This window comes from Rhodanobacteraceae bacterium, from assembly GCA_024234055.1.
Lineage (GTDB): Bacteria > Pseudomonadota > Gammaproteobacteria > Xanthomonadales > SZUA-5 > JADKFD01.
On the sequence record JACKOW010000005.1, the window covers coordinates 280,210 to 303,148 of the forward strand.

Sequence of the window (22,939 nt, forward strand, 5' to 3'; positions counted from 1 at the left end):
TCTGGACGTACAACAGCCTCAAAGCCCGTAGTACTTCCCGTGCCCCGTGCCCCGTGCCTCGCGCACTCGCGCCCCCCCAACCTTCGGCACATGCGCTTCATGCTGTGAGGACTACCCTTCGCGGCCTTTCTGCCCGGGAGGCTGTCGATGAAAAGCACGAAGTTGCTGTGTTGCTTGATGCTGGCGCTGCAGGCGCCCCTCGCGCTGGCCGAAACCTCGGCCAAAGCCGAGCTCGGCAGTTTCGGCATTGACCTGTCGCAGCGCGACGAGAGCGTCAAACCGGGCGATGACTTCGATCGCTACGCCAGCGGCAAGTGGCACGACAGCTACCAGCTGAAGGACTACGAAACCCGCTACGGTGCCTTCACTACGCTCAGTGATCAGGCCGAGATACAGGTGCGGGCGATCATCGAAGAGATGGCCAAGTCGAACGCTCCGGCCGGCAGCAACGAGCAGAAAATCCGCGATTTGTACAATAGTTACATGGATGTGGCCGCACGCAACGCGGCGGGTATCGAGCCGATCCGACCTTTGCTCAAACAGATCGAGAGCATTGATTCGCGACTTGCATTGACCCAGGCTTTCGGGCGCTCCGGCGTGGACGGCACTATCTCGCCGCTGGGGGGTGGCGTCGGTCTGGATCGCAAGAACCCGGATCGTTATCTGCTGAATGTGGGCGTCAGCGGACTCGGCCTGCCCGACAAGGACTACTACTTCAATCAGGCCGAGCGTTTCGTGCAGATTCGCGCCGCCTACCTCAAGCACATCGAGCGCATGCTCGGCTTCGTGGGCGTGAGCAAGCCGGGCGAGCGTGCCAAGGCGATCCTGGCCCTGGAGACTCGGCTCGCCAGCCAGATGTGGGATCGCGCGCAGATGCGCGATCGCGAGAAGACCTACAACCTGATGAGCTTTGCCGATTTCGAGCGACAGTATGGCGGCTACGACTGGGCCGCGCATTTCCGCGCCGATGGCATGGAGCCCCCGGCCGAAGTGAATGTGTTCACGCCAAGCGCCGTCAATCCGGTCATCGAGATCGTCAGCGACACGCCGCTGGCCACCTGGATCGACTACCTGCGTTTTCATGCCATCGACAACCACGCCAGCCTGCTGAGCGAGGAGATCGACAACGCCAGTTTCGATTTCAACGGCCGGATGCTGTCGGGCCAGAAGGCCCAGAGGGAACTGTGGAAGCGCGGCGTGGCCCTGGTCGGTGGTTCGCGCGGTTCCCAGGGACTGGGTGATGCCGTGGGACAGATCTACGTTTCCCGGCACTTCAAGCCCGAAGCCAAGCAGGCGATGGATGAGCTGGTCGAGAACCTGCGCCGGGCGCTGCGACAAAATATCGAGCAACTCGACTGGATGGGCGAGGCCACCAAGGAAGAGGCCTACAAGAAGCTGGCGAGCTTCCGTCCGAAAATCGGCTATCCGAGCCAGTGGCGCGACTACAGCCAGCTGACCATCGTGCCCGGCGATCTGCTGGCCAATGTGCGTGCGCTGCGCGCCTTCTACAACGACGACCAGAATGCGCGTCTGGGCCGCGCCAGCGACAAGGACGAGTGGTTCATGACCCCGCAGACGGTCAACGCCTATTACAACTCCTCCTTCAACGAAATCGTGTTCCCGGCCGCCATCCTGCAGCCGCCCTTCTTCGACGTGAATGCTGATCCGGCGGTCAACTACGGCGCCATCGGCGCGGTCATCGGTCATGAAATGGGCCATGGCTTCGACGATCAGGGATCCAAGTCGGACCACGCCGGAATCCAGCGCAACTGGTGGGATGAACAGGACCGCAAGCGCTTCGAGCAGCGCACGTCGGCCCTCGGTGCCCAATACGACAGCAATTGCCCGCTGGAAGGCCACTGTGTCAACGGCCAGCTGACCATGGGCGAGAACATCGGCGATCTCGGCGGCGTGTCGATGGCCTACACCGCCTACAAGCTGTCGCTGAACGGCCAGGAAGCCCCGGTGCTCGAGGGCCTGACCGGCGATCAGCGCTTCTTCCTGTCCTGGGCGCAGGTATGGAAGGCCAAGTACCGCGACGAGGCCCTGGTCAATCAGCTGCAGGCCGATCCGCACTCTCCGCCGCGTTATCGCATCAACGGTCCGCTGCGCAATCTGAACGAGTGGTATCAGGCTTTCGATGTGCAGCCCGACGACGCGCTGTACCTGAAGCCGGAAGAGCGCGTGCGGATCTGGTAGCTGCGCCAACGCCTCGCGGCGCGATCGTAGGAGCGACCTCGCGTCGCGACCGGCGGCGACGACCGGAAACCTGGGCAGACGGGATGTAAAAGGCGGGACGCAGAGTACGCAAAGGAAAAGCGGAGAGGACGCGGAGAAAAAGCAGAGAAAGCGCTGAATGGATCCTTCTCTGCGTTCTCTGCGACGTTCTGCGTTCTCCGCGTTCAGGATTTGGCTCGCAAGGGTGCGGCTGCGCGCACTGGTGGCGCGGCGCTCCTGTGCGTCCAGATGTTCTGGACGCTTCTGGCAAAGTGCTTGGGAAGCGAGGCCGAGGCACCCTGTTGCGGGCCTCGCCGCAGAGTGTCGATCACTCGGGAGAGATTTTCACGACGATCTTGCCTCGGGTGTGCCCCTCGCGATTGCGTTCCATCGCCGCAGCCAGTTGCGCAAAAGGAAACTCGGCGTCGACGTGAACCCTGAGCTGACCAGCGTCGATCAATACCTTCAGCTCGGACAGTCCGGCATCGGCGGCAGCATCGACTTCGGCCGGACATTCGATCTGAGCCTGCCTGCAGACGTCGGCAGAGATGGCGCCGGCGATGCTGACGAGTCGCCCGCCAGGCCTGATGACAGCCACCGAGCGCCGTAGCGTGTCGCCACCTACCGTATCGAATACCAGGTCCACCCCTTCCACCGCATCCTCGAAGCGAGTGCTGCGATAGTCGATCGCCTCATCAGCTCCCAATCCCAGCACGAAATCACGATTCGCCGCGGAGGCGGTGGTGATCACATAGGCGCCTTTGGCCTTGGCGATTTGCACGGCCATGGATCCAACGCCTCCGGCGCCGCCTTGAATCAACACTTTCTCGCCCGCGCGCACCTTGGCGGTCTGAACCAGGCCATTCCATGCCGTGATGCCGACCAGGGGATACGCGGCAGCCTCGACGAAACTCATGGATTCAGGCTTGGCGGCCACCCAGGGGGCGTCGACTACCACATATTCAGCGAAACTGCCGCCATTCGATGGGGAATCGGTCAGAACCACGACGGCATCACCGCAGCGAAACTGGGACTGGTCGTCTCCCACTCCGACCACGGTACCAGAGCCATCGCGACCGAGAATGGCCGGCATGCTCAGCGGCCACCAGTCCTTGACCATGCCCTCCCGTTGTTTCCAGTCAATCGGATTGATGCTGGCCGCATGCATGCGTACCAACACCTGACCGACACCGGGTGTCGGCATGACAGCCGACCCGGGCTGCACGGGCTCAGGGCCGCCGTACCGCAGCAGTTGCATCACCTTCATGGATTCCGGCAACGACGACGGAGCCGGACAACCTGGGATTTGTGCAGGGCTGGTCGTGGGCGACAACAGGGCGGTCAAGACAACGCACAGGTACGAGAGTCGGGAATGCATGCGAGACATGGTCGTAATCTCCGGTTGGGATGGGCTTGCTGGGGCCACTCCATCGAACGCGCCCGGCAACGTGCAGGATTCGACCAGGGCAGACGGCCAAGACTCCCTCAGTTGGGCGCGGCGGGAGAACCGATCGGCTTGTGCGCCCAACTTCTCTGGGCTGGACACGACGATGGCCGATGTGTTCCGACCAGGCCATCAGGCAGCATCGATTCGCCATGGTTTCATGCTGAACCGCCATCGCCACGGTTGCCGTCGGCCCTGCACCATCCATCGTTGGGCAGCGCACTGCTGCGGAAAACGCGCCGAACCTTCCCTGTGCCAGCCGCTGCCTGCCACGCTATCCTCCGCCGCCTACATCTGGCTTGAAAAAACCCTGTGACCGTCCTCGCTGCGCCGCGCAAGGCTGCGCTGATCTTCATCTTCATCACGGTGGCGCTGGACATCCTGGCCATCGGGCTGATCATTCCGGTGCTGCCGCCGCTGATCGCGGGCTTCTTCCCGACCGCTGCCGAAGGCGCGGCGATGTACGGCTGGTTTGTGACCCTGTTCGCGCTGATGCAGTTTCTGGCCTCGCCCGTGCTGGGGGCCCTGTCGGATCGATTCGGTCGGCGCAAGGTGATCCTGCTGTCGAATCTGGGCCTGGGGCTGGACTACATCCTGATGGCGCTGGCGCAGACGCTGCCGCTGCTGCTGCTGGGCCGCATCATCGGTGGCATCACCTCGGCCAGCGTGGCCACGGCCAATGCCTATATCGCCGACGTCACGCCACCGGAGAAGCGCGCCGCCAGTTTCGGCATGCTCGGCGCCGCCTTTGGCATCGGCTTCGTCATCGGCCCGGCCGCGGGTGGTCTGCTCGGCAGCATCGATCCGCGCCTGCCCTTCTGGGTAGCGGCGGGCCTGAGCCTGACCAATTTCCTGTACGGCCTGCTGGTACTGCCCGAATCGCTGCCCGAAGAGCGCCATCACCGTTTCGAATGGCGCCGCGCCAATCCGGTCGGGGCGCTGATGTGGTTGTGGCGTTTCCCGCAGGTCTTTGGCCTGGCGGGAGTCAGCTTTCTGTCGGTAGTGGCGCACACGGTTTTTCCGGCCATCTTCGTGCTCTATGCCACCCATCGCTACCAGTGGAGTGCCCGCGATATCGGCTTCACGCTGGCCTTCGTCGGCATCTTGAGCGCCATCGTCCAGGCAGGATTGGTGCGCCGCATCGTGCCCTGGCTGGGCGAGCGCCGTGCCTTGATGGTGGGACTGGGATTCGGCGCCATCGGATTTGTCGGCTACGGTTGGGCGCCGAGCGGCATCTGGTTGTGGACGGTGATGCCCTTGCTATCGCTGTGGGGCTTGGCCAATCCGGCGCTGCAAGCCTTGATGACCCGGCAGATCGACCCTACCGAGCAGGGCCGTCTGCAGGGCGCGCTGGCCAGTCTGGCGGCTATCGCCGGCATCATCGGGCCCTATGTGTTTGCGCATGTCTATGCCGCCGGCATCGACCCGGCGCGCAGCTACGAATTGCCCGGCGCGGCCTTCTTCCTGGCCTCGCTGGTACTGGTGGCCGCTGCCGGCCTGGCCCATGTCGCCAGTCGCGCCTCAGCCATACGAGTCGCCGATGCCAAGTGAACTGTGGTGCGCGCGAACAGTCCGCCGGAGACTGCCGAGCATTGAACAATTGCTCGGGGCATGGGCGAGAAGCACCCGCGGCCTGGAATCCAGTTCGCTCTTCTTTGCGCCCTTTGCGTCCTTTGCGGACAACAAGCTCTTCAACGATGCCTGAGACAGCACGAGAATCCCCGCGTCAGCTGCTTCGCCGCGTCTTCGGATTCGACGACTTCCGCGGCCTGCAGCAGCAGATCATCGAACGGCTGATCGCCGGCGGCGATGCCCTGGTGTTGATGCCCACCGGCGGTGGCAAGTCGCTGTGCTACCAGATTCCGGCCTTGCTGCGTGCCGGTACCGGCATCGTGGTCTCGCCGCTGATCGCGCTGATGCAGGATCAGGTGGCGGCCATGACTCAGCTTGGCGTGCGCGCGGCCTTCCTCAATTCGACATTGGACGCCGGCAGCGCCCTCGACATCGAGCGTCAGCTGGTCGAGGGCGAACTGGACCTGCTCTACGTGGCACCCGAGCGGCTGCTGTCGCCGCGCTTCCTGGGCCTGCTGACGCGCACCCGGATCGGGCTGTTTGCCATCGATGAAGCCCATTGCGTGTCGCAGTGGGGACACGATTTCCGCAAGGAATACCGTGAACTGACGGTGTTGCACGAGCGCTGGCCCGAGGTGCCGCGGGTGGCGCTCACGGCCACGGCCGATGCGCCGACCCGCGCCGAGATCGTGGAGCGGCTGAACCTCGGCCAAGCGCGGCAATTCGTCAGTTCCTTCGATCGCCCCAACATCCGCTACCGAGTCGAGGAGAAGCTCGACCCACGCAAGCAGCTGCTGGGCTTCCTGCGGGCACGCCCGCAGCAATCCGGCATCGTCTATGCCATGTCGCGCAAGAAGGTCGACGAGACCGCCGAGTTCCTGCGCACCCAGGGCATCCACGCGCTGGCCTATCACGCCGGCATGGACAGCGCCGCGCGAGCCGAGCATCAGACCCGTTTTCTGCGCGAGGACGGCGTCGTCATGGTCGCCACCATCGCCTTCGGCATGGGCATCGACAAGCCCGATGTGCGCTTCGTGGCGCATCTGGATCTGCCCAAGTCGATGGAGGGCTATTACCAGGAAACCGGCCGCGCCGGCCGCGATGGCGATCCGGCCGAGGCCTGGATGGTCTATGGCTTGGGTGATGTGGTGCTGCTGCGGCAGATGATCGACGGCTCCGAGGCCGGCGAAGAGCGCAAACACCTGGAACGCAGCAAGCTGGACGCGCTGCTAGGCTATTGCGAGAGTGTGCGCTGCCGCCGCCAGGCCTTGCTGGCCTATTTCGGCGAGGACTACGGGCGCGCCTGCGGCAACTGCGACAACTGTCTGGAACCGCCCCAGACCTGGGATGCCACCGAAGCCGCGCAGAAGGCACTGTCCTGCGTCTATCGCACCGGCCAGCGCTTTGGCGTTGGCCATCTGACTGATGTGCTGCACGGCAACGAGACCGAGCGCGTGGTCGATCTCGGCCACACCCGGCTACCGACCTTCGGCATCGGCGCCGACATCAGCGAGCGCCAGTGGAAAAGCGTGTTCCGGCAACTGGTCGCGGGCGGCTATCTGGACGTGGAAGCCGGCAGCTACGGCTCGCTGCGCTTGAGCGAAGCGGCGCGACCACTGCTGCGTGGCGAGATCGAGCTCAACCTGCGGGTCGAACGCGAGCGCAAACGGGCGCCGCGCACCAAATTCTCAATCTCCGCGCATCCAGCCGACGATGCCCTGTTCGAGCAGTTGCGCGATCTGCGCGCCAAGCTCGCCCGCGAACAGAATGTGCCCGCCTACGTGATCTTCCACGATGCCACCCTGCGCGCCATCGCCAACGAACGCCCGCACAGCCTGAGCCAGCTTGGTGAAGTTCAGGGCGTCGGCGCCAGGAAGCTCGAGCGCTATGGCGATGCCGTGCTGGAGCTGGTGCTGGCGGCGGACTAAGCCGCTGCTCGGCGGCCGTGCTTCCTGCGGGCCAGCTTCACCTATGGGAGCGACTTTACCTGTGGGAGCGGACTCTGTCCGCGATCGCACTTGGTCAAACCCGCCAGTACGCCCGTCGCGGATGAATCCGCTCCCACAGGAGCGAACTCCCTGCAGGTGCCCTTTCGGCGCGACCGGCAGCTCGGCGCTCGCGGGCACTGGCAGACGGCGCAGGCCTCCAGCAGGAGCTTCAACGCGGAGAACGCAGAGGGTAGCGGAGGACGCGGAGAGAAGCAAAGCGAATCTGTGGACGCTCTTCTCTGCGTTCTCGGCGGTCCTCTGCGTTCTTTGCGTTCAATGTCTGAACACCGCTCGCCGCGGTTCCCGGTGTTCGCGGTTACACAAAAACACCGCGGTCGCGACGCGAGGTCGCTCCTACCGAGGTCGCTTGATCGCGGATGAATCCGCTCCCACAGGGAAGCTGGACTGCAATACTCGATGCCCATGAGCCTACGCCCTGCGAATCCGCGACTGGTCGTCGTCTGCCGTGTCAGCACCCGCTGCAATCTGATCTGTAGTTTCTGTGCCTATGACCAACGTCTGCGGTTTGCGCGCGAAACCCTGAGCGAAGCGCACATCGAACATCTGATCGCCCTGATGAGCACCCGCCATCGATCTGTCGGTGACGCCCCGCCCCTGCTCAGCTGGCTGGGCGGCGAACCGCTGCTGTGGAAGCGCTGGGTGCACTTCAGTGCCCGCGCACGCGCCGCGGGTATTGCGGTCAGCGCCACCACCAACGGCAGCACGCTGTGGCGCCCGGCCACGCGCGCAGCGGTGCTGGATCATCTGGACGAACTCACCGTCAGTGTCGACGCTATCGGCGCCAAGCACGATCGGATGCGCGGCTGGCGTGGCGGCTACGCGCGCGTGCTGGCGGCATTGCAGGCGCTGGCCCGTGATCGCGGGCAAGGATCCGGTCGAATCCGGCTGCGCGCCAACATCGTGCTGATGCGCTCGACCATCGGCCAGTTTGCAGAGCTCTGCCGCGCACTGGCCGAGGCCGGCGTCGATGAGCTCAGCTTCAATCTGCTCGGCGGCCGGGATCGCCCCGAATTTCACGCCGATGAAGCGGTGTCGGCGCCGGCCTGGGCCGAGTTTGCCGAGGCCTTGCCGCGGCTACGCGAGTCACTCGCGCGCTCAGGCCTTCGGCTGAGCGGCGACCCGGCCTATCTGCGGCGTCTGCACGCCGCCGCGCGTGGCCAGCGCTGGCCGGTGGCCGACTGCGACCCCGGCACCCAGTTCCTGTTCGTCGACGAACACGGCCGCATGGCGCCCTGCGCGTTCACCGTGGCCGAGTACGGCGTGTCGCTGGATCAGATCAATGACCTGGCCGAGTTGCCTGCGCGCTTCCGCGCCGCCCGCAGGGCTCGCTGTGCCCAGTCCTGTGGCGATTGTCCGAGCACTCAGGTCTTCGGCAAGTTCGAACTACCCGGGCGGCTCGGCAGTGCAGCGACGCGCGTCGTAGACTTGCAGCGGGTACCGCCCGATGTCCGGGACCGAGACTACGCATGAGCCAGGAAGGACCACCGCTGGAACAGCTGACCCGGCGCCTGCTGGAAACACCGGCGCCCTTCCTCGGCGAACCGGTCTTCGGCAAGAGCGGCAGCGTTCATGTGCCGGCGCTGGTCGCCGATGTGCTGACCGCGCTCGGGTTGAGCGCCAAGGCCAGCGAGCTGCAGCGTTTCGTCGGCCGCGACCGCAGCAAGGAGCGCAATCCGCGCATGCTCACACAGATTCTGTGCTGGCTGCTCACTGACCCGGCCTTTCGCGGCAAACTCAAGTCTGCACAGGTGCTGGCACTGCTCTACGATGAGGCCAATGGACTCGCCGAGAAGGTCGCAGCGAAGGAGTTTGTCGACAACGACGAGCGCCGCGAGGAACTGTCGCGGCTGGCGCTGCGCAGCGCCAGCCTGCGCCCGGCTGGCGAGAGCCAGAACGTGGCCGAGGATCGCTGGCTGACGGTCAGCACGCTCGAGCGTGCGCGCCTGGCGACCGCCACGCGCGCCGCCGAGGAGCGCGCCCGCCTGATCCGCGAGGCGCTGGCGCGCAAGGCGGCGGAAGAATCGGCCGACAAGTGGTCGAGGGAGTAGCCCCGTGCGCGATGACAGCAGTCCCACCGATGCGCAACGCTATCCGGGTCTGAGCCCGGCCGGCGCCGAGATTCTGCGCTTCATGCGCGAACATCCACAGGCGCCGATCTATCGCAACAGCAGCGGTCATCGCTTGCTGCCGGCGGAGCTGCCCGCGGTGATGGAATTCGCCGCGCGGATGCAGCAGGCCCCGGTCGATCCCAGGGCTGACTTCTCACAGTCCTGGCTGCGCGACTACGCCTCGAATGCGCTGACCCAGGTACCACACTATCGGCGCTACGGCAGCCTGCCCGAGCAGCTTGTCGATCTGCCCACCATCAGCCGCGGCGATCTGGCGCGGGACATCGCGGCCTTCGTCCCAGACGACCAGCCTACCGAGCGGATGATCAATTTCCGCACCACCGGGCTCACCGGCCAGCCGCTGCTGATCGCTTCGCATCCGCTGGTGGCGGCACGTTACCTGGCTTTCCACCAGCGCGCGCTGCGGCGCTTCGGCGTCGAGCTTCAGAGTGGCCCGGGCGACGTCGGCGTGATGCTGGTGGGCTGGCAGCAGCGCTGCTTCACCTATGTCTCGGTTACGCCGCAGCGCGGCGAATGCGGGCTGGCCAAGATCAATCTGCACGAGGACGACTGGCGCGATCCCGCCCATCGCGGCCCCTACATCGATGCGCTCAAGCCCGAAGTCATCACCGGCGATCCACTGTCGCTGGCGGCTTTGATCGGGATCGATTTCGGGCATCGTCCGCGCGCCATCCTCAGCACCTCGATGACCCTGCTGGCCGGCCTGCGCGCCGAACTGGAACAGCGCTTCGGCTGCCCGGTGCTGGACCTCTATTCGCTCAACGAGGCCGGCCCGATCGCCGTCCACGATCCGGTGCTGGACGCCCATGTGCTGCTGCAGCCGGAGATGGCGGTGGAGATCCTGGATGACGAGGGCGAGCCGGTGGCGCCCGGTCAACGCGGCGAGATCACGCTCTCCGGCGGCTTCAATGTCTGTCTGCCTCTGCTGCGCTACCGCACGGGCGACCATGCAGCGCTGGAGCAGCGCGGCGGCGAATGGGTGCTGGTCGGCCTGGCCGGACGGGCGCCGGTGCGCTTTCGCACCACACTCGGTAGCTACATCAACAACATCGACATCACCCACGCGCTCAAGCCCTACGCCCTGCCCCAGTACGCGCTGCTGCAGCGCGCCGACGCCAGTTTCCAGCTGGATCTGTACGGTCGCCAGCAGGTCGATCTGGCGGCGGTGGAAGCCTCGATGCGGGCGCTGCTGGGCGCCGACGCTGAGCTCAGCATCGGAGTGCACGATCAGGTCTGCGACAAGCTGGTGCAGTATCGCAGCGAGTTGGATGATGGCGAGGTGGGGGTGTGAGGCGGCCGCAGTGCCTGGGGACTCCGGGTCGCCTCAAACAGGGGGCAAGGGGCAGGGGGCAGGGGACCCACGTCGCGGCTCGGTCAGATCATACGTCGTGATTGGACACCTGCGCCCTACACCTGTTTTTTGAGCCGTAAACTCGAAGGATTACCTAATGTCTGGCGGAAGTCCCGGTCGCCCCTGGCGGCGCGCTTGTTCGCGCATCAAACTGTCGGCGATCTCAGAGTTCATTTTTTGTCCGCAAAGGACGCAAAGGAAGCGAATATTTCAATGGTTGTCCGGTTGAGCACGGTCTCTGGCGACGCCGTCAACCGAAATCTCGGAGTCGCTCTACTTTGCATCCTTTGCGTCCTTTGCGGAAAATGTATTTGATTCAAATACTTGCGGCATTTTTGGTGAGAGCAGCTTCCGCCGCACCAACCTGATTGCGGCTGAAGCCGCTCCCACGGTGAAGCCAACTCCCACACACCTAACCGAGTGAACACCGCCCCCGTGCCGAACACTGATTCCAGCGCACCACCGCCTTCCCGGGTCCCCGGTCCCGGGTCCCCGGTCCCGGCTTCTACCCAAGTCCCGAGTCCCGAGTCCCGGGTCCCGGCTTCTACCCGAGTCCCGAGTCCCGAGTCCCGAGTCCCGGCTTCTACCCAAGTCCCGAGTCCCGAGTCCCGAGTCCCGGCTTCTACCCAGGTCCCGAGTCCCGAGTCCCGGGTCCCGGCCTCACTGCGCACCCTCGCCGACTGCGTGCGCTGGGGCGCGGGGCGCTTGCGGGCATCGCGGGTGCTGATCGGACACAGCGAGGACAACGCGCTCGACGAAGCGCGTTCGCTGGTGCTGCATGCGTTGCATCTGCCGGCCAGGCTGCCAGCACCCTTTGCCCAGGCGCGCTTGCTCGACGTCGAGATCGCCGCGGTCTGTGCCTTGATCGAGCGCCGCATCAGCGAGCGTGTGCCGGCGGCCTATCTGATCGGCAGCGCCGAGTTTGCCGGCCTGACCCTGCGCAGCGATGCCCGCGCGCTGGTGCCACGCTCACCCATCGCCGAACTGATCGAGAACGGATTCCAGCCCTGGCTGGGTCGGCGCACGGTCACCCGTGCGCTGGACCTGTGCTGTGGCGGCGGCTCCATCGCCATCGGCATGGCGGTGCATCGGCCCGACTGGCAGGTGGATGGTCTGGATCTGTCCGCTGATGCGCTGTCGCTGGCCACCGAGAATCGAGCGCTGCACCGGCTGGAATCGCGTTTGCGGCTGATCCAGTCGGATCTGTTCTCGGCGCTGGGCGACGAGGTCTACGAGCTGATCGTGTCCAATCCGCCCTACATCACCGACGCCGAGTACGCGGCCATGCCCGGCGAGTATCGGCATGAACCCAAGCTCGGCCTCACCTCGGGTGCCGATGGCTGCGATGCCACCCTGCGCATCCTGCGCGACGGCCCCAGCCATCTGGCCGAGCAGGGATTGCTGATCGTCGAGGTCGGCGAAGCCGAGCGCGCGCTCAAGCGCCTGCTGCCCGAGTTGCCCATGGACTGGATCGAATTCAGCGTGGGCCAGATGGGTGTGTTCGCCCTCGAAGCCCGCGACCTGCGCGCCGGCCACGCGCACGTCGTGGCCCTGTGCGCGGAGCGAGGGCTGTAGCACTCCTGTGGGAGCGGCTTCAGCCGCGATCGCCCCTGGCGGTGCGCTTGTTCGCGCATCAAACGGTCGGCGATCTCGGGGGTTCATTGTTGTCCGCAAAGGACGCAAAGGACGCGAAGACTTCAAAGGTTGGCCGGCTGAACGCGATCTCTAGCGACAGCGCCAGCCGACACCTCGGAATCGCTCGACTTTGCGTCCTTTGCGTCCTTTGCGGAAAATGTTTTTGATTCAGCTACTTGCGGCATGTTTGGTGAGGGCGGCTTCGGCCGCGACAGGGCGATCGCGGCTGAAGCCGCTCCCACAGGGCGGGGAACCCTGCCAGGTGTCACGGGTCCAAGCTCGGTTCACTGTCCGCTACACTTCAGGCCAACCGGAGACCTTGATGACCTTGATGCGTGATTGCCTGCTTTGTCTGCTGCTGTTGACTGCCGCAACGGTCGCCAGCGCCGATGAAGTGTCCTCCGAAGCGCGCCAGCTGACGCTGCGCTTCCTGCACGACCGCGATTGCGGTGAGGCAGCGATGGCTGCTTTCCCAGAGAGCGAGCAGCGCTTCGAGGCGCGATTGGCGGAAACCCAGCCCCCGGAAGCCCATGCGGCCGCCCGGGCCGAGCGCGCCGCGGCGCTGGCCCGCCGCTCGGCCGATTGTGCCGGCCTCAAGCACGTCGTCAGCAGCAGGGTCATCATGGCCGATCCGGACTCCAACAAACGACTTGGAAGCGCTGCAGCGCAGGGCGACCCGTTGGCGCGACTCCTGGCGCAGGGTACGACCATGGAAGGGGACAGTTTCCGCCGTCTGGCCGTACAGCTGATCGATAGCGGCGACGCCGAAGGCATCGCCCGTATCGGCTGGGTAATGGCCGCCCGCGCGGATCGGGACCAGTTCGGCATCGATCGCGCGAACCTGACCGTGGCAGATGCCTGGTTGCTGCTGGCTTGCGAATTCGGACTCGATTGCGGCGCCGGCAGTCGCGCGGTGGATCACCTCTGTCTGGTTCGCCTGGTCTGCGGCTACTCCGATCTCGCCGCCGCCATTCGCGCATCACGTGGTGAGGAGAACTCGGACCAAGTGTTCCGGTCACGCGACGAGTTGCTGCAAATCATCCGAGAGCGCGGCGCTGCCCGCCTGTTCCCAACATACACCAGCGACGGCTGATCGACCGTGCACGCCCGCCAGCGTGTTCTGGGCGTTGCTGTTCTGCTGATGGGAGCAGTGCTGGCGTGGCGTTGGCAGGCCGACATCGGCCAGTCCGCGGGAGTTGACTACGGCAACATGGCGGTTCCCGAACTGGGACAAGCGACCGAGATCATGGCCGATGCGGGCGCAGCGCTGGCGCAGACCAGTGCCCCGCCAAGACAGACTGCGGCAGTACCGACTCCAATATCGAGACCACCAAAGGACGCCGCTGTCGCCCTCGATGCCCCGGCCCTCGGCTACCGCGTCAGCGCCGCCCAGCTCGCCGACGATATGGCGCGGCTGGTCGCCGCCGACGATCTTGCGCCATTGCTGGCCGAGTTCAAACGCCGCGCCGCGCAGGGCGATGCTGATGCAGCGGCACGGATGCGGGATATCTATGACGAGTGCCTGGGGGTCCACATGGCGCAAATGAATTCGGCACATGAGCCCCATTTCAACCGATCAGCCTTCGGCGTCACAACACCTTCGGCAGATGCCCCCCTTCGCCAAGCTGCGCTACAGATCGGCAGCGCACGTTGCAGCGGAATCATTCCGCACGGCGACAATCGCGCCCGAACCATACAACTCGGGCGCTTGCATCGTGACAGCGTTCGACTGGCGGCAGATCTGGGGCATCCCGGGGCCAGAGTTCGGGCCCAAGGATACGAGATCGATCCCACACTGCGGCCGCAACGTCAGCGTCGCGCGGCGCTGGTGCTGCTCCGGGAGGGCAGCCCGGAGGCGCTGATGGACCTGTCTGCCTACGCATCGGAGGGCACCCCGTTTCGGAGTGATTCCTGGATCTTGGCTGCTTGCGAACTCGGCTACCCGTGCGCGAGTGTCCCGGGCATCCGCTACAACTATTGCGCCACCTACGGCTCCTTCTGCGAAGTCGAGAGCATGCAGGAGTTCACCAGGCAGTCGGTCTCTGCGCGTGACTGGCGTCTGATCCAGGCCGAGCGCGACCAGATTCTGGCGCTGTTGCAGGCGGGCGACCTGGGCGCGCTGCTGCTATCGGACGAAGCCATCGGCGGTGGCGGTTGAGCAGGCGCTCGATCGCGGGCCTGCTGGTGCTGATCGGCAGCTTGTTGCTGATGGGGACGCTACTCTTATCCAACAGAGACGAACCAGACAGTCCAGATCAGATCGAATCGACCCGGAGTGCCGCGGCTACCCGGTCAGCCCATCTGCGCTCCGCGGCAGGTGTAACGGAGACCGTTCATCCCATCGATCAAACTCCAAGGTCGAAGCCGAAGTCGCCGGGGGCGCCGCTGACAAACATTGCCGCTGCGCCTGCCGGCGTGCAGCGGAGCAAGCGAACCCAGGTGCAGGAGCGTTTGCACACGCTGATGGCCTGCCTACCCAGCGCGGTGGCGACTGCCAGTGACCGCGAACAGCTGTGGCGCATGACGCTGCCGCCAGATGCCCTGGAAGATGCTGCCGCGAAATTTACGGCTGCCGAAGCCTGGGCCAGACAGACCTGTGCGCAATCGTCGATGCGATTGAGTCCCACGCCTGGAGAGTCCGGCGGCATCATGGGTGTGTGGTCGGATCTGTCCCCCGATGACCCGCTGCGTCGCTTGTGGGAGGCGAGTGCCGAAACCGAAATGGACTATTCAGACCCCAGAGCGATGCAGGCGCAGATAGAACGAGACCGCGCACAGGTGCCGGCGATGCGCCCCCTGCTGGAACAGGCCCTGGCCGAGGCGCTACGCGAACCTTCAATGCTGGAATTGCAGTCAATCGCCGACGCCGCCGAGCGCTTCCAGCATCGCGGCGCACAATTGGGGCCTTTTGTCGGCGGCGGCGAAGCCAACTCGGCCCTCTGGCGCCTGGCCGCCTGCGATCTGGGCGCCGACTGCGGCCCGAATTCGCCCGCCGCGCACCTGATCTGCTACCACGAGCAACTCTGCGGCTATGGCTCTCTGGAAGAAGCGCTGATCGATGCCTATTGGCCCCTGATGCAGATCGATCAGTTGCAGGCCGCCCGCCAGCAATTGGTCGAGCGCCTGCGGGCCGGTGGCCATGGCGTGTTTGATCCGGCGCCGCCGGGCGGGGGTTGACCGGGTTGGCGCTGCCATTGCGAGCCGCCGATTCCCTGCTGCTGCGCTGAGAGGAGGGCGCCGCGCCTGCGGCGCCGCTGTTGCTCTCCGGACCAGCGTAAGGGCGGCCTTTGCTGTTGTGGGTCCACACTTGTCTGGACGCTTCTGCAGCGCTGTGCGAAGAGCGTCCAGACAAGTCTGGACCTACAACAGCCCGAATCCGGCGTCATTGCGAACCACCTGTGTCGGCCCAACACTGCGCACGGGCCATGAACCCGGTGTCGTAGGTCATGTTGTCCGCGTCAGCGGACTACGTGACATCCATTTGCGTCACGTAGCTCGCTACGCGAGCAACGTGACCTACAACAGCAAATCAACAACTTGCGATATGGGTTCATGGAGAGCGCAGCAGCGTTGAATAGCACCGCGTCCTGACTGCCGACATCCATCCTCGGGAGGGCAATCGCGGACAGAGTCCGCTCCCACAGACGCTGTCGCCTCAGAATCACCAGCGCTATCCGATACCGACACCAACAACCAACACCTGCTCCTACCGGCAACCGACAACCGACAACCGACAACCCGCCTTATCGTCGCTCCATGATCGACTCGCGCAGCGCATTCGCTGGCAATTCCTCTTCACCGATCTGCCCGATCTTCAACCCCAGCAGGCGATAGCTGTCGCGCAGATCCGGAAACTCGCGGTCGACGGCGTAGCGCTGGTAGCGGGCCAGCAATCCGGCCTGGGGCACTTCGGCATCGAGCGCTGCGATGAAGTCTTCGGGTGGCCAGTAGCGTTCACTCGGCAGGTGCTGACGCCTGAACGCCCCGAGCACGGCGTCGAGGCTGCTGCCGTGCTGGCGCAGGGCGATATCGGACTCCAGCCAGTAGGCAGCGCCAGCCCAGTAGACGCGCATGGTGCCGCCCCAGCCGCGGCCGAGTTCGGCCAACGGCGGGCCGCTGCCGACGGCGCGACCGCGCTTGAAACCGGCATCGAGACGACGCCAGCCTTCGGTGGCGCTGAACTGGCCAGTGCGGGCGCGCCAGACATTCTGGTAATAGCTGGCCAGACCCTCGGCCAGCCAGCGGCCGCGGTTGCCCAGGAAAGGGTGTTGCAGATGCGCCAGCTCATGGGCGGTGGTCCAGTCCTGACGCCAGGACTCGCTGCCGGCATCGGCGCCGACAAACAGGGCCACGCCGGCGGCGCCGCCGCGGGAGACCTGACCCCAGGGCACCGGCTCCCTCACGCCGGGCAAAGGCACGATCAGCACCTGAGTATCAGGCAGGGGCGCGCGCCCATCGCTGGCCAGCAGCACCGGCGCCGTGTCCTTGAACCAGTCCATCACCGACTGGCGTTTGCCGGCGTCCACCAGCGGCAGGATGGCCACCCGCAAGCGACCTCCGGGCAGCTCGATGATGGATTCCTCGAAGCGGCCGAAGGCGCTCTGCGCCGGCCAGTCGTCGGGCGCAGCCCCCAGACGGTAGCGATGTCCGCCGTCGATGGGTGTCCACGGCACCGATTCCGACCAGCCGGCGGGCAGGCGGAACTCGATCGTGCTGTCCGGATCCAGCTGACGCGGCCGCCAGAACCACAGCGCTGGCGACACCCGCCAGTAGTCCTTGCCGCGACCGATTCGATAGCGATCGGCCAGTCCGGCCGCCTTCAGATCGATGTGTGCGACAAAGCACTCGCCCGCCTGCCACTGGCTCACGCGCACGCCACGGGCATCGGGGTGCAATGTCTGCGCTTCGCCGCGGCTCAGAGACTGCAGATAGGGCAGCGCCTCCGAACCGGCGCGCAATCGCACGAGCGGCTGCGCCTGCGCACTGCAGCCGCGTACGGTCAGGATTTCCTGCGCCGGTTCGAGGCCGACCACGAAGTCCCAGCGGGCATCGGCGGCCAGCGTTGCGGCAGACGCCACCGCCAGCAGCAAGATCAGTAGCGTCGAGGAGATTCGTGGATTCAGCATGCGCAGTCAGATTCCGCCAGTTCAGCGCCGGATCTCACCCGATCGCTTGTCGCCTCGCCGTGCAATTCAGATGCAAGGAAGGCATGGAGACTCGGTGTCGGACACGCGCTCGCCGGCACTACAGTCTGAGCGTGTCGAAGTCGACATTGCCGCCGCTCAGGATCACGCCCACCCGGCGATCGCGGAAGTGTTCGGGATGCTTGCGGATGGCTGCCAGCGGGGTAGCGCAGCTGGGCTCGATGACGATCTTCAGGCGCTCGTAGACCAGGCGCATGGCCGCCAGTGTCTCGGCATCGCTGACCGTGAGAATGCGGGTACCGCGTGCGCGCAGCAGGGCAAAGTTCGGTGCGCCCAGATCCGCGCGCAGACCGTCGCTGATGGTGTCCACTGCGACGTTCTGCTGCAACTGGCCGCTGGCAAAGCTGCGTGCGGCGTCATCGGCACCTTCGGGCTCGGCGCCAAAGAGATCGATCCTCGGGCACAGACCACGCCCGGCGATGGCGCTGCCGGCCATCAGGCCACCGCCGCTGATCGGCGCCACCAGAGCGTCGAGCTGGCCGACTTCGCGAATGAGTTCCAGCGTCGCTGTGCCCTGACCGGCAATGACCTCGGGATGGGCGAAGGGATGAATCTCGACCGCGCCGGTCTGGGCAATCACGCTGGCCAGGGTTTCGACGCGGGCTCGATTGCTGGGCGCACAGAAGACGATGCTGGCGCCCAGGCGCCGCACCGAATCGATCTTCACCCGGACGGTGTTCTCGGGCATCACCACGTGCGCCGGAATTCCGCGCAATTGTGCCGCCAGCGCCAGCGCCGCGGCGTGGTTACCGGAGGAATGGGTGGCTACGCCCCGCGCAGCCTCGCTGTCGCTGAGCGCGAACACCGCATTGCAGGCGCCGCGGAACTTGAAGGCACCGATGCGCTGGAAGTTCTCGCACTTGAAGTGCAGCTCGGCGCCGATCTCGGCCTCCAGGCTGCGGCTGCGCAGCACGGGCGTGCGCGCCGCGTAGGGCGCGATGCGCGCGGCGGCGCGCCAGACGGCATCAAGGTCCAGTGTGTCGAAGTCGCAATTGGCGGGCATCAGGGCCTTCCATCTCTCAGCGGTACGGGGTGGCGCTCGCAAGTCTGGGGCCGCCAGGCACGGAGCACCGGGCTCATGGATTCATGACAACAGCAGTATGAGTGCGTCAGGCAAAAAGCAAAACGCCCGGCGAGCCGGGCGTTTTGATCATGACCGCTGAGCTCGCGGCCTAGCCGCCGGCTGGAACCGGCGTTGCTTCGCTCGCATCTGCCGGCGCTGCTGCGGCCGGATCGAGCAGATCAACCGGCGTGCTCGGCAGACCGAGCAGCAGATAGACGCGGGTGACTTCCAGCATCACCTTCTCTTCCTCAGCCTCTTCTCCTGCCGCCGCTTCGTCGCCTGCGGCGGCCTCATCAGCCGCGGCCATCGAGGCGTCCAGATCGGCATCCGGGGCCTTGGGCGCCTCGCGGTCAGGCAGGATCTCTTCGATGGCCTTCTGCGCCGGATCGAAGACCATGCCGCGCACGGTGGCATAGGCCTGAAGCTTCTCGAAGGTCACGTTGCTCTTGCGGCGCTCACCCACGTGCTCGGCCATCAGGGCCTGGCCGCCGACGGTTTCCGTCGCCTCCATGTCCTCGGGCAGCTGCAGGCCTTCGGTACGGTTGACCGGCAGGATCACCTCGAAGCCCAGGCGGTAACGCTCCTTGAGATTCACCTTGACCCGCGCCGGACCAGTGACTTCGAGCTTGTTGCGGTCAACAACGGCCTGCAACTTCTTCATGGTGTCGGCAACACCGGCATTCAGGTCCGGGAAGTCGCGAGCGCTGTAGACCTCGACCAGTCCCGGCATCTTCAGGGCCGGACCCGGAACCATTTCCAACTCGGTGATGGTGATATCGCTGTAATCGCGTGCATAGGCGCTGGACTCGATCAGCGCCTTCAGGCGCATCAGGCCGTACTGGTAATCACCGCCGATGGAGGAGTCCAGATACTTGCCCTTGATGCGCTCGATCGGGTTGGCGCCGAGTTCCACGTCGTACGACCAGGTGACCTTCACGCCCAGATCGGTGGTGCCGATGCTGAAAGCGGTGGTACCGGTGTAACCGTCATTGATGCGCTGAATCATCTTGACCATGGACGTCGGGGTGCTTTCGATGATCTCGAAACGGCCCGAACCCACGGCCTTGTCGCCCGACCAGGTCATCATCGCGCCCTGACCGGAGACGGGGCCCTCGAAGCTGTAGCTGGCATTGGGGTCCAGCTTGGCGTAGGGAGACCACTCGTTGAAGCGCTTGAAGCTGTTCAGTACGTCAAAGACGTGGCTGGGCGGACGTTCGATGATGATCGATCGCTCGACATGCCCCTGGCCACCGCCGGGCAGGAACAGTCCGATCAACATGAGGACCACGATCGTAGCCACGATCGCGAGGATTAATTCGATCACAGAGCGCATCAGATAACTCTCCCCGAAACGGGCACCCACTCGACAAGGCGCGGAATGTTAATCGTTCTAAGGCCGTAGCGCCACGCGGACGTGTACAGCTTGTCTGTTAATTGGCCCAGCCTGGGCGGCCATCAGTCCTGATCGAGCAGTTCCTGATAGGCATCCGGATCAAGGAGTTCATTGTATTCGCTCAGATCATCGGGCTTGACGACGAAGATCCAGCCCTCGCCGTAGGCGTCTTCGTTGACTGTCTCCGGCTTGTCGGACAGCGCCTGATTGACCTTGAGCACTTCGCCCGATACCGGGCTGTACACATCCGAAGCGGCCTTGACCGACTCGACCACAGCGCAGCCGCTGCCGGCATCGACATGGTCACCGACGCTCGGCAGCTCCACATAGACCAGATCGCCGAGCAAGCCCTGCGCGTGATCGGAGATGCCGACGGTCACCGTGCCGTCGCCCTCCTTGCGCGCCCATTCATGGGATTTCAGAAACTTGAGGTCGCCGGGAATCTCACTCATGGCTGTCAACGTCGGCTGCAGGATGGCCCCGCAGGATAACAAAAGGCGGGCGCCGGGGGAGGGGCGGTTGTCGGTTGTTGGTTGTTGGTTGCTCGCTGCTGGTCGCTGGTTGGTGGTTGTTGATTGTTGGCTGTTGCCTGATGGCGGCGCGCACCTGGATTGGCGTCATTGCAAGCGCAGCGAAGCAATCCAGAAACACTCCCCCGGAAGCACTGGATTGCTTCGCTGCGCTCGCAATGACGCCAGAATGTGAGCTCGCCCGAGTCCCGAGTCCCGAGTCCCGAGTCCCGAGTCCCGAGTCCCGACAAACAGCAACCAGCCTCAGACCAACGCCTTGCCCTCGCGCACGAAACTGGCCTTGACCACGCGCACGGGTACCAGCTTGCCGCGGATGTCGACCTTGGCCTCTGCGGCGTTCGCGTCGGCGGCTGGCACGCGGGCGAAAGCGATGGCCTTGCCAAGCGTGGGCGAGAAGGTGCCGGAGAGAATCTCGCCTTCGCCAGTCGCGGTCAGCACCCGCTGGCCATGCCGAAGCACGCCCTTCTCGTCCATGATCAGTCCGATCAGCACGCGGCTGACGCCGGCATCGCGCTGGGCCTCCAGCGCGGCGCGGCCGATGAAATCGCGATCCGCGGGCTCGAAGGCCACGGTCCAGGCCAGATTGGCTTCCAGCGGACTGATGTCCTCATCCATGTCCTGCCCGTAGAGGTTCAAACCCGCCTCCAGCCGCAGGGTGTCGCGGGCTCCGAGGCCACAGGGTTTGACGCCAGCGGCCAACAGGGCGTCCCAGAAGACCACCACACGCTCAGCCGGCACGATGACCTCGAAGCCATCCTCGCCGGTGTAGCCGGTGCGGGCGACAAACAAGCCATCGACCTCGGCTGCGGCAAAACGGCCCAGCGCCGCCAAGCTGGCGGCGCCGGCCTCGCCGACCACCGACTGCACCGCGGCGCGCGCCTGCGGCCCCTGCACCGCCACCATGGCCAGTTCGGCGCGTTCGGTCACGCTCACATCGAAGGCGGCTGCCTGGCTACGAATCCAGGCCAGATCCTTCTCTCGGGTGGCTGCGTTCACCACGAGGCGGAAGTAGTCTTCGGTCAGGAAGTACACGATCAGATCATCGATTACGCCTGCGCGCTCGTTGAGCATGCAGGTGTACAGCGCCTTGCCGGAAACCTTGAGCTTGTCGACATTGTTGGCCAGCAGATGGCGCAGAAATGGCCGGCACTGTTCGCCGTGCAGGTCGACCACGGTCATGTGCGAGACATCGAACATGCCGGCCGCGCGACGCACAATGTGATGTTCATCAAGCTGCGAGCCGTAGTGCAGCGGCATGTCCCAACCGCCGAAATCGACCATCTTGGCGCCCAGCGATCGATGCGCGGCGTTGAGTGGGGTCTGCTGCAGAGACATGGTGTGCTCCAGATACGGCCATCGGGGGCGCGAATGATAGCCCCGCGCGGGATGCGGGCGCTTGCGCCCCCGGGACCTTCACGCCGCGATTCGCCACGCTGCTAGCACCGCGCCTGAACAGCCAGCTCCGGGCCATGACCACCAGCAGGGGCGCGGGGCCGCTGCAGCGTGCAGCCTGTGGTTCACTTCGCTGTGGGTCTGACATCCTTGGACTGGATTCTCTATCTGCTCGCTGCGCTGCTGGTGATCGCCGGCATCCTTGGCACCATCCTGCCGGCCATGCCAGGTCTGCCTATGGTCTTTGGTGGCTTGCTGCTAGCAGCCTGGACCGGCGATTTCCAGCAGGTCGGCTGGTTCACGGTGATCGTGCTCGGGGTACTGACCCTGCTGGCCATGGGCATCGACCTGATGGCCTCGCTGTTGGGCACCCGTCGCGTGGGTGCCAGTGGCTGGGCGGTATTGGGCGCTGCCATCGGCACCGTCGTCGGCCTGTTCTTCGGCTTCTTTGGTCTGCTCTTCGGTCCCTTCGCCGGCGCCTTGATCGGCGAGTTGCTGGCGGGCCGGGGTATGCAGCAGGCGGCTCGCGCCGGGCTCGGTGCCTGGCTCGGTTTCGTCATCGGCAGTCTGGCCAAGCTGGCGCTGGCCTTCAGCATGCTCGGCGTATTTGCCCTGGGATGGTTGATCGGCTGATGATCAGCAGCAAGGCTGGATTGAGCTGGTCTTTACACGCTGTGATCGGCGCTCGCGCTAGTCTCGGCGCCATCGGCAATGAAAGTGATTCGGAGTAAAGCATGCAAAGTCTGGTCTTGATCTCATGGCTGGCGCTGGCCAGTCCGGCCGCGACGGAGCCAGTTCGGGTGCAGGTCCAGACGCAGCCACTGGCCGTCACTACGGCAGGCAAGGCTGCGGCCACGGGCCAGTCTCTGGTGGCAGACGCCACCCACGCCATGAGCGCGCGCATCAATGCCAGCGGCCGAGTCGAGTACCACTGCGACCTGGCCTCGCACCAGCACGATTCGGGCTCCAGCCCGCGCGATCTGCACGAGGAGCACTGAGC

At 65.2% G+C, this 22,939-nt stretch carries 18 protein-coding genes; 12 read left to right on the forward strand and 6 right to left on the reverse strand.

Annotated features, from left to right (window positions below; genetic code table 11):
* Nucleotides 1-147: 147 nt before the first annotated feature.
* Entirely contained in the window at nucleotides 148-2,199 is a 2,052-nt protein-coding gene (locus H7A19_11655) for a M13 family metallopeptidase (GenBank protein MCP5475482.1), read from the forward strand.
* A 346-nt stretch (nucleotides 2,200-2,545) separates the two neighbouring features.
* Here H7A19_11655 and H7A19_11660 read toward each other — a convergent pair whose 3' ends face one another.
* Nucleotides 2,546-3,484, reverse strand: a complete 939-nt coding sequence (locus H7A19_11660) for an NADP-dependent oxidoreductase (protein ID MCP5475483.1) — start codon at nucleotides 3,482-3,484, stop codon at nucleotides 2,546-2,548.
* 489 nt (nucleotides 3,485-3,973) lie between these two features.
* On the opposite strand from H7A19_11660, the gene H7A19_11665 reads away from it, so the two are divergent.
* The 9 genes from H7A19_11665 to H7A19_11705 all read left to right on the forward strand — a co-directional run bounded on the left by H7A19_11665 (nucleotide 3,974) and on the right by H7A19_11705 (nucleotide 15,534).
* The gene (locus H7A19_11665; protein MCP5475484.1) at nucleotides 3,974-5,212 is read left to right on the forward strand and encodes a TCR/Tet family MFS transporter; all 1,239 of its coding nucleotides are present in this window, start codon (nucleotides 3,974-3,976) and stop codon (nucleotides 5,210-5,212) included.
* 146 nt (nucleotides 5,213-5,358) lie between these two features.
* Nucleotides 5,359-7,161, forward strand: coding sequence for a DNA helicase RecQ (recQ, locus tag H7A19_11670; GenBank protein MCP5475485.1), 1,803 nt, complete (start codon nucleotides 5,359-5,361; stop codon nucleotides 7,159-7,161).
* Between the two features lie 483 nt (nucleotides 7,162-7,644).
* Complete coding sequence (locus H7A19_11675) at nucleotides 7,645-8,712, forward strand: radical SAM protein (GenBank protein MCP5475486.1); 1,068 nt, start codon at nucleotides 7,645-7,647, stop codon at nucleotides 8,710-8,712.
* Entirely contained in the window at nucleotides 8,709-9,290 is a 582-nt protein-coding gene (locus H7A19_11680; protein MCP5475487.1) for a hypothetical protein, read from the forward strand. Before H7A19_11675 ends, H7A19_11680 begins: the two co-directional genes overlap by 4 nt.
* An 82-nt stretch (nucleotides 9,291-9,372) precedes the next feature.
* Nucleotides 9,373-10,662, forward strand: a complete 1,290-nt coding sequence (locus H7A19_11685; protein MCP5475488.1) for an AMP-binding protein — start codon at nucleotides 9,373-9,375, stop codon at nucleotides 10,660-10,662.
* Between the two features lie 723 nt (nucleotides 10,663-11,385).
* Nucleotides 11,386-12,297 carry a 50S ribosomal protein L3 N(5)-glutamine methyltransferase gene (gene prmB / locus H7A19_11690; protein MCP5475489.1) on the forward strand — a complete coding sequence of 304 codons (912 nt, stop codon included), beginning with the start codon at nucleotides 11,386-11,388 and terminating at the stop codon, nucleotides 12,295-12,297.
* A gap of 382 nt (nucleotides 12,298-12,679) precedes the next feature.
* Entirely contained in the window at nucleotides 12,680-13,450 is a 771-nt protein-coding gene (locus tag H7A19_11695; protein MCP5475490.1) for a hypothetical protein, read from the forward strand.
* A 48-nt stretch (nucleotides 13,451-13,498) separates the two neighbouring features.
* Complete coding sequence (locus H7A19_11700) at nucleotides 13,499-14,515, forward strand: hypothetical protein (protein MCP5475491.1); 1,017 nt, start codon at nucleotides 13,499-13,501, stop codon at nucleotides 14,513-14,515.
* A gap of 305 nt (nucleotides 14,516-14,820) precedes the next feature.
* Complete coding sequence (locus H7A19_11705; GenBank protein MCP5475492.1) at nucleotides 14,821-15,534, forward strand: hypothetical protein; 714 nt, start codon at nucleotides 14,821-14,823, stop codon at nucleotides 15,532-15,534.
* A gap of 566 nt (nucleotides 15,535-16,100) precedes the next feature.
* Here the strand turns inward: H7A19_11705 and H7A19_11710 are convergent.
* The 5 genes from H7A19_11710 to gcvT form a co-directional block, all read right to left on the reverse strand.
* Nucleotides 16,101-17,483, reverse strand: a complete 1,383-nt coding sequence (locus tag H7A19_11710; protein ID MCP5475493.1) for a hypothetical protein — start codon at nucleotides 17,481-17,483, stop codon at nucleotides 16,101-16,103.
* Between the two features lie 118 nt (nucleotides 17,484-17,601).
* Nucleotides 17,602-18,564 carry a pyridoxal-phosphate dependent enzyme gene (locus tag H7A19_11715; GenBank protein ID MCP5475494.1) on the reverse strand — a complete coding sequence of 321 codons (963 nt, stop codon included), beginning with the start codon at nucleotides 18,562-18,564 and terminating at the stop codon, nucleotides 17,602-17,604.
* A gap of 169 nt (nucleotides 18,565-18,733) precedes the next feature.
* Nucleotides 18,734-19,957, reverse strand: coding sequence for an SRPBCC family protein (locus H7A19_11720; GenBank protein MCP5475495.1), 1,224 nt, complete (start codon nucleotides 19,955-19,957; stop codon nucleotides 18,734-18,736).
* A gap of 122 nt (nucleotides 19,958-20,079) precedes the next feature.
* A complete protein-coding gene (gcvH, locus tag H7A19_11725; protein MCP5475496.1) occupies nucleotides 20,080-20,469 on the reverse strand; it encodes a glycine cleavage system protein GcvH in 390 nt (129 codons plus the stop codon).
* 321 nt (nucleotides 20,470-20,790) lie between these two features.
* A complete protein-coding gene (gene gcvT, locus H7A19_11730; GenBank protein MCP5475497.1) occupies nucleotides 20,791-21,882 on the reverse strand; it encodes a glycine cleavage system aminomethyltransferase GcvT in 1,092 nt (363 codons plus the stop codon).
* A 207-nt stretch (nucleotides 21,883-22,089) separates the two neighbouring features.
* Between gcvT and H7A19_11735 the strand changes: the two genes are divergently transcribed.
* Nucleotides 22,090-22,572 carry a DUF456 domain-containing protein gene (locus tag H7A19_11735; protein MCP5475498.1) on the forward strand — a complete coding sequence of 161 codons (483 nt, stop codon included), beginning with the start codon at nucleotides 22,090-22,092 and terminating at the stop codon, nucleotides 22,570-22,572.
* Between the two features lie 101 nt (nucleotides 22,573-22,673).
* A complete protein-coding gene (locus H7A19_11740; GenBank protein MCP5475499.1) occupies nucleotides 22,674-22,937 on the forward strand; it encodes a hypothetical protein in 264 nt (87 codons plus the stop codon).
* The last annotated feature ends 2 nt before the right edge of the window (nucleotides 22,938-22,939 follow it).